Annotated in this window: 5 protein-coding genes; 1 reads left to right on the top strand and 4 read right to left on the bottom strand. The window is 57.6% G+C overall.

Features of this window, described 5'->3' with window-relative positions; genetic code table 11:
* A partial coding sequence (locus RM533_RS12605) for a hypothetical protein (RefSeq protein WP_311341582.1) occupies positions 1 to 184 on the top strand: 184 nt, incomplete at its 5' end.
* 231 nt (positions 185 to 415) lie between these two features.
* Here the strand turns inward: RM533_RS12605 and RM533_RS12600 are convergent.
* The 4 genes from RM533_RS12600 to RM533_RS13725 all read right to left on the bottom strand — a co-directional run bounded on the left by RM533_RS12600 (position 416) and on the right by RM533_RS13725 (position 5,854).
* Positions 416 to 2,803 (bottom strand): PAS domain-containing protein, encoded by a 2,388-nt coding sequence (locus RM533_RS12600; protein WP_311341581.1) that lies wholly within the window; start codon positions 2,801 to 2,803, stop codon positions 416 to 418.
* Positions 2,804 to 2,810: 7 nt separating this feature from the next.
* Positions 2,811 to 4,289 (bottom strand): ATPase domain-containing protein, encoded by a 1,479-nt coding sequence (locus tag RM533_RS12595; RefSeq protein WP_311341580.1) that lies wholly within the window; start codon positions 4,287 to 4,289, stop codon positions 2,811 to 2,813.
* Between the two features lie 134 nt (positions 4,290 to 4,423).
* Positions 4,424 to 5,371, bottom strand: coding sequence for a calcium/sodium antiporter (locus RM533_RS12590; protein ID WP_311341579.1), 948 nt, complete (start codon positions 5,369 to 5,371; stop codon positions 4,424 to 4,426).
* A gap of 96 nt (positions 5,372 to 5,467) precedes the next feature.
* A complete protein-coding gene (locus RM533_RS13725) occupies positions 5,468 to 5,854 on the bottom strand; it encodes a TFIIB-type zinc ribbon-containing protein (protein WP_432265077.1) in 387 nt (128 codons plus the stop codon).
* Positions 5,855 to 6,000: the final 146 nt, after the last annotated feature.

Genomic DNA, 6,000 nt, shown 5'->3' with positions numbered 1-6,000 from the left:
AAACCCGGTGCAGCAATCATGGTTTGCTCAGGCAGAACGACACGCTTTCATGATGTCTGAAGATAATGGCAAAGAGGGTGCACTCTGCTCCCTTGTGCGATCTGGCTTTGCGAAACCAAAGCAGATGAGTGCACCGTTATCTTTCTCAAAGCCGGCACCAGCGCTGGTATGCTTATCATTCTGAAAGACAGGAAAGCAGAAAATTGCACCGGTGCAATTTTCAGGAGCGGGCAAGGCTAATGCTTGATACTGTTGCTTGAAATGACTTGCAGATCAGTGCCGTCATGAGCGGAGTTGCCATGAGGTTTGTATATGCGCTCTGCATGTCAGGAGCAGTGCAATTGCACCACATTGCAAAAAATTGCACCGGTGCAATTTGCGCGTAAGCCAATGGTGGAGACCTGTTACATAGCCTCTACAGAACGGCTTCTATGGCCTTCCTGAGCATGACATCGCTGAATGGTTTTTCCAGACGGGTGGAGATCCATTTTTCGCCTCCTTCCGGCATTTCGGCATAGCCGCTGGCAAGAATTACCGGCAACGCAGCACGCAATTGCCTTGCCTTTTGCGCAAGCTCCACTCCGGTCATCTTTGGCATCGCGTGGTCAGTGATCAGCAGCTCGATTTCCGGCCTCTGCTCAATTATTTCGAGTGCCTGGGAGCCTGAGCTGGCTTCAATTACTTCATGTCCCAAGTCTTCGAGCAGGCCGGCCGTTCCCATCAGCACCAGCATGTCATCGTCGACGACAAGCACGGTCTTGCGAGACGGGTTGGCACCATGCTCGTCGAGGTCGTCCTTACTTTCCTGGATCATTCGTGCCTGCTCACTCGCTTTGCATAATGGAAGATAGATCTCAGCGGTTGTGCCTCGTCCCGGCGTGCTTTGGAGCCGGAAGGTTCCGCCGGACTGGTTGGTCAACCCATGCACCATGGGCAAACCCAGACCCGTACCCTTGCCAACTCCCTTGGTGGTGAAAAATGGCTCCATGGCGCAGGCAAGGGTTTCAGCATCCATTCCTGCGCCAGTATCTTCAACGGCGATGCGGACGTAAGGTCCAGGCTGCACCTGGTCATCGGCTCCCAGCTTGGTTTGATCGAGCCGGAGTGTCAGACGTCCTTTGCCATCCATCGCATCGCGCGCATTGATCGCAAGGTTGAGAACGGCCATTTCAAGCTGGTTGGCATCGATCCAGACGTCCGGAAGGTCTTTTGGGGCATCGACATGCAGATCGATTTCAGGACCGATCGAGCGTGCCAGCAAATCGGTCATGCCAAGCATCAGTTGCCGGATATCGACACTAGACGCCTGAAGCTCCTGCTTGCGGGCAAAGGCAAGCATGCGTTGCGTCAGGCTTGCTCCGCGTTCGGTGGCATGAATGGCGTTCCTGATAAAGCGGATGGAGCGCTCATCATCCTGTAGCATTCTGCGCTGCAACAGCTCCAAGCTTGATCTGATCGCCATTAGCAAATTGTTGAAATCATGGGCAACGCCGCCGGTCAGCTTGCCGATCGTGTCAAGTTTCTGGCTTTGCCGAAGAGATTGTTCGGCAGCTTCCAAAGCCTGTGCCTGCGCGCGCTGTTCGGTTACATCCCGGCCAGAGGCATAAACCCGGCCATTGCTGAACATCGCAGTCCAGTCGATCCGGCGGTAGCTGCCGTCGGCATGACGCATGCGAAATTCATATGGTGTGGTAAGCGGGTCATCGAAAATGCCTTCGAAGACCTTCTTGGTGGGTTCGACATCGTCGGGATGGGTAAACTCCAGGAAACTGTGTCCGATAATGTCCTCGGGCGACCAGCCCAGGGCGGTTTGCCAGGCAGCGTTGACCTCGATCATCAAGGTATCGGTATCCACCACGCCAAGCAGGTCAAGCGACAGGTCCCAGGCACGATCCCGCTCCTGCATCATCTCGGCCAATTGTGCGCTGCGTTCTTCTACCGCAGAGGCAAGCTTGCCATGGGACTGGGCCAGCAGCTGTCGTGCGCGGACCTGTGCATCAATATCGGTGCAGCTGCCATACCAGCGCACGATATTGCCTGCATCATCCCGCACCGGCTGCGCGCGGCCAAGAACCCAGCGGTAATCGCCGCTGTGATGGCGCAATCTGTATTCGATCTGATACGGATTGCCTGTCGCCAAGCTTTTGCGCCACATAGACCAGGTACGCTCCTGGTCTTCGGGATGAAAAATGTTGGTCCACGCATCGCCATCGGTGCTGTCATAGGGAACGCCGGTGAATTCGTACCAGCGATCATTGTAGAAGTCATGATAACCATCGGCGCGGGTCGCCCAGATCATCTGGTCGACAGAATCGACAATCGCGTGAAACTTCTTTTCGCTGTCGGCAAGCTGCTCATCGCGCCGCTGCAGCTTTTCCATGTGACGGCGTGCATCGATCTGGCGCTGCCGGGCCTTCAGCGCTGAGGCAACTGCGCGCAGCAGGTCTTCTGCATGCAGAGGCCGTGACAGCAGGACGACATTGCCAAGCCGGTCCAGGGTCTTGACGGCCTGGGCCGAGCGCGTTTGTGCATCACCATTGGTGAGAATGATAAAGGGAAGGTCGGACCAGGCGGGTTGCCGGGCAATGATCTCTGCCAGCCTGTCCAGGCATGGCCCTGCCAACGCCTCTTCGGTGGCGAGCACCACGCCTGTGTCTTCCTCGACGATCTCGCACAATTGCGCCAGCGAAGTGGCGACAACGCTTTCATGGCCCATTTTGGCAAGCAGCTGGGACGCAATTGCGCCATCTCTGCCATGAGGGGTGTACACGGCGATCCGGCGCATGAGGGGTTCGGCGTTCATGGCAATGCTAACTGCCGGAGAGCAAGTTTGCTCCATTGGAACTATATTGCGGGTTCCCGCTCAGGATCCCGGTAAGGCTGGTCATTGGCGTGCCGATGGCAATGCCGTGGTTGCCGATGCTGAACTCGCGGATGCTTCGTTCATGATCGGCAGTACGGGTCTTGATGACGGCCATGGATTTGCGCACCTCGCCTTCGGCCTCGAAGAAGCGGAGCAGCATCACCGTGTCGGCCAGATAGCTGATGTCGACATCGGAGCGCAGCTGGCCAGTGACGCCATGCTGACCAAGGATCATCAGCGACACGACGCCCTGCTGGCTCAAATAGCTGAGCAGCTCATGCATCTGGAGAAGAAGGAAATTGTCGCTCGGCATGGCGTGCAGATAAGCATTGAGACTGTCGACGACGACATAGCTTGCGCCATCTTCCTCAACGGCGGTTTGCACAGCGCCTGCAAATTCCCCCGGGCTCAGTTCTGCCGGATCGATCTGCCGGATGGCAAGCTGCTTGTTGTCGATGAAGGGCTGGAGGTCCATGCCCAACGCCTTGGACCGCGTGAGCAGCGTCGCAAGACGTTCATCGAACAGATAATAGGCTGCGCGCGCACCCCGCCTCAATGCAGTAATCATGCACTGGATGGTGGTTGTGGTCTTGCCCACACCAGCAGGCCCGGCAAGCAGGGTGGTGGTGCCCGGAAAGAGACCGCCACCCAGCAGATCATCCAGTTCATCAATACCGGTGGCAACCGCATCTGCGGCAAAGACAGTGTGGTGTTCGGCCGCGATCAGCCGGGGATAAACACACAAGCCACCTTTTTGAATCGTGAAATCATGATAGCCGCCGCGATATTGCAAGCCGCGCATCTTCACGATGCGCAACCGGCGCCGTTCCGCACCAAAATCGCTGACATTCTGTTCCAGCGTCATGACACCATGGGCAATGGAATGCAGTTGCAGATCGCCCGGCTGTGCGCTGCGGTCGTCAAGCACGAGAACGGTACAATCCTGCTTGGCGAAGAAATGCTTCAGCGCCAGGATCTGCCGGCGATAACGCAAGGGGTTCTGCGCCAGCAAGCGCAATTCCGACAGGCTGTCCAGAACGACGCGGCGTGGGGATTGTTGTTCCACGATCTTGATGATGCCACGCACGGTTTCACCAAGCTCGACATCGCTTGGGTGCAGCAGCGTCTGCTCATTATGCTGACCAAAACCATCTTCGGGCACGATTTCGAACAGGGTGATGCCATCCAGCGACCAGCCATGCGAACGGGCCGACGCCTGCAATTCCTGCCTGGTTTCCGACAGGGTGATATAAAGGACCGGTTCCTTGTGCCGCGCACCTTCCAGCAGGAATTTAAGCCCCAGTGTGGTTTTGCCAGCGCCCGGGCTGCCTTCCACAAGATACAGGCGATTGGCTGTCAGGCCGCCGCATAAAATGTGATCGATACCGTCTGTTCCGGTCAGGATGCGCTTGTCGTCGTCGTTCATTGAACGTTCCATAAAGCCGTTTTGCCAATGATGCTTGTGAAATTTCCGCCTGCGGACGAGCGTCGCAATCTGTCCTGCTTCGACAATCGCTTTCCGAGCTTGCCAGCCCGCGTTCCAACCAGGGTGATCACGGCTTATAAGGCGAGGTAAGCCATATAACCTGCATAAAGGGCAAGGAATGCTGCACCTTCCCATCGCTTGATGGTCCAGCCCGTGCGGGCAAACAGCATGAGCACTGCCGCGGCCGCGACAAACACCCAGATATCGAACGCTGCAATTTCTGCAGGAACCGCGATCGGGTGCACGATGGCGGTGATACCCAGAATGCCCAGCACATTGTAGATGTTGGAGCCGATCACATTGCCCAGCACCACATCGGTATGCCGGCGCAGTGCTGCAGCGACACAGGCGACCAGTTCAGGCAGCGAGGTTCCGATCGCCACCACGGTCAGCCCGATGACGCTCTCGGTCACGCCCATGTCACGCGCGATCACGATGGCGCCATCCACCAGCAGGCGCGCGCCGATGACAGTGCCGGCAATCCCGGCCAGCGAAAGACCGACCGCAGACCACAGGCCAAGGCCCGACCCGCCTGTATCTTCTGTGACATGTTCGTGCATCGCGGCTTCGGCGTCGGGCGCTGCCCGCTCGCTGCGGTAGGCCCACACGATATAGCCTATCAACAAGGCCACAAGCGCGATGCCGACTGGACGGGACAGGAACCCTGCCAGAACAGCAGCCAGCCCTGCCAGCGTGGCAAGGACCAACGCCAGTCCATCACGGCGAAAGGCATTGCGGTCAATGACCAGCGGCATGATCAGTGCCGACACGCCAAGGATCAGCAATATGTTGGCAGTGTTGGAACCCACGACATTGCCAACCGAAATACCCGGCGCATTGTCAAAAGCGGCAAACAGGCTGGTGACAAGTTCCGGCATTGAAGTGCCAAAGCCCACGATCGTAAGCCCCGCGAGCAGCGGGGACACGCCCAGCCTGGTGGCGACGCCGACTGCCCCGCGCACCAATACATCGCCGCCAATCGCAAGCAGAACCAGGCCTGCCACAATCATAAAAATGGTCATTCGTGCACCATGAAAACTGTTCTTGCGCCCCTCACGTGGCAGATCGGGTAACGATAGTGTGGCCTTGTGTGATCAGCAGCGCCGCAGCCTGTCGGATCAGTCGAAGAATTCCGACAGCAGCGATTTTTTCTTGCGTGGGCGGCGGCCACGATCATCATGATAGCGGCGATCGTCATAACGATCATCGTCATCACGCAGCATCGCAGCTGCCTTGCCGAGCAACCCGCCAGGACGATCATCCCCGCCAGGACGATCATCATTGCGCGTGTGCCTCTGGTCCCGACCCTGCTCCTGAAGGGAAGGGGAGGACTGCACGAACGAGGCATTCGTCCGCTCGATGATCTTGTCGAGTTCGCCGCGATCCAGCCAGACACCGCGGCATGACGGGCAGAAATCAATCTCGACGCCGCTGCGGTCCGACATGGAAAGACCGGTGCGGCACACCGGGCACAGCATCATGGCAACGGTTTCAGGAGTACGCATGGGCAATGCCTTTCTGCTGCATGTCACAATCATGCGGCACGATGTCTGAAACCGGGAAATTGCGTTGGTCGGAACAGGTAAGGGCAGGCAAGATCTGCATTGGCACTCCTCCTTCGATCAGATCCGAAAGGGAGCATGCCGGGACA

Origin of the sequence: Croceicoccus esteveae, from assembly GCF_031846435.1 — a bacterium.
GTDB lineage: Bacteria > Pseudomonadota > Alphaproteobacteria > Sphingomonadales > Sphingomonadaceae > Croceicoccus > Croceicoccus esteveae.
This window is presented reverse-complemented; position numbering and strand designations above follow the sequence as displayed.

Bases quoted from the DNA above. Each gene is read 5' to 3' on its own strand.
- RM533_RS13725 (WP_432265077.1), bottom strand. From the start codon at position 5,854: ATGCGTACTCCTGAAACCGTTGCCATGATGCTGTGCCCGGTGTGCCGC.
- RM533_RS12600 (WP_311341581.1), bottom strand. From the start codon at position 2,803: ATGAACGCCGAACCCCTCATGCGCCGGATCGCCGTGTACACCCCTCAT.
- RM533_RS12595 (WP_311341580.1), bottom strand. From the start codon at position 4,289: ATGAACGACGACGACAAGCGCATCCTGACCGGAACAGACGGTATCGAT.
- RM533_RS12590 (WP_311341579.1), bottom strand. From the start codon at position 5,371: ATGACCATTTTTATGATTGTGGCAGGCCTGGTTCTGCTTGCGATTGGC.